The 1,448-nt window shown below is 64.9% G+C and carries 1 protein-coding gene; it reads left to right on the top strand.

Translation table 11 applies throughout. The annotated features are described in order from the left end of the window. The first annotated feature begins 93 nt into the window (after positions 1-93). On the top strand, positions 94-1,116 hold the full coding sequence (locus Y694_RS21795; protein WP_036236695.1) for an IS110 family transposase: 1,023 nt from the start codon (positions 94-96) through the stop codon (positions 1,114-1,116). Positions 1,117-1,448: the final 332 nt, after the last annotated feature.

A 1,448-nucleotide genomic window follows, 5' to 3' on the forward strand; every position in this document is an offset into this window, starting at 1 on the left:
GTAAGCAATGGGATGGACGCCCCCACCCGCTGACGGCATCGAAGTGCCAGAGTGGAAGTGTCAGCCACCACTCGACCGGAAGGAGCGTCCACCATGCAGGTTACGACGATCGGCCTCGATCTGGCCAAGAACGTTTTCCAGGTACACGGCGTCGATGAGCGCGGCAAGGTCACGTTGCGCAAGCAGCTGCGACGCGATCAGGTCGCCGCGTTCTTCGCGAACTTGCCCGCGTGCCTGATCGGCATAGAAGCCTGCTCGAGTGCACACCACTGGGCGCGCAAACTGCAGGCCCTCGGGCATACAGTGCGGCTGATGGCGCCACAGTTCGTCAAGCCGTACGTCAAGAGCAACAAGAACGACGCGGCCGATGCTGAAGCAATCTGCGAAGCGGTGACTCGCCCGTCGATGCGCTTCGTGCCGATCAAGAACGTCGAGCAACAGTCGGTGCTTGCGTTGCACCGTGTGCGCCAGGGCTTCGTCAAGGCCCGCACGGCGCAGGCCAACCAGATCCGCGGGCTGCTCGCCGAGTTCGGGCTCGTGGTGCCGCAGGGCATCGCTCACATCGCGCAGCGCGTTCCAGACATCATCGAAGATGCCTTGATCGAACTGCCGGGTTCGTTCCGGCTGCTGATCGCCCGGCTGCTCGAGCAGCTACAGCTGCTGCATCGCCAGGTGGACGAGATCGAGGCCCAGATTAAGGCGTGGCACCGCACCAGTGACGCGAGCCGTCGGCTCGAGAAGGTGCCGGGCATAGGTCCACTGACTGCGACGGCGATGGCAGCCAGCGTCGGCGACGCGAGGAACTTCGACAACGGGCGGCAGTTCGCTGCTTGGCTGGGTGTCGTACCGCGCCAGCACTCCAGCGGCGGCAAGCCGACCCTCCTGGGTATGAGCAAGCGTGGCGACGCGTACCTGCGAACGCTGCTGATCCACGGCGCCAGGTCGGTGATCTACCGCGCGACGCAGCGCGCCGATGTCGACGGCTGGCTGATGAAGCTGGTCACGCGGCGCAACAAGAACGTTGCCGCCGTCGCACTGGCCAACAAGACCGCCCGAATCGCGTGGGCGTTGCTCGCGCACGATCGCAAGTTCGAGGCTGACTACGCAGCCACGTAGCTCGGCGCGGGCAACCACCCATCCCCCCGCCCTTCCCGCCAGCGGGAAGAGGCCCCAACGACGTCCGGCAAGACAAGGAGATTCCCACCGCCGATTGCTCAGGCAACCAGCAAGTTGATGGCACGACAGGTCAGACCGTGGTTGGCACAGCCCGCGCCGGACGAGGCACCAAGAGTGCGTGTAAGCGATCGAGGCGCCGACCAGCAGAACCCATCAGGGACAGCGAGCTCGTCTCGCATTGGAAGTCCGGATGTACGGGTGCAATCTCTCCCTTCGTGGCAGCAGCAAGCGGGAAAGCTTGGCAAACCGGGGGGCGTCCATGTACGTCCGGC

The sequence above is a fragment of the Methylibium sp. T29-B genome (genome assembly GCF_000576225.1).
Taxonomy (GTDB): Bacteria; Pseudomonadota; Gammaproteobacteria; order Burkholderiales; family Burkholderiaceae_C; genus Methylibium; species Methylibium petroleiphilum.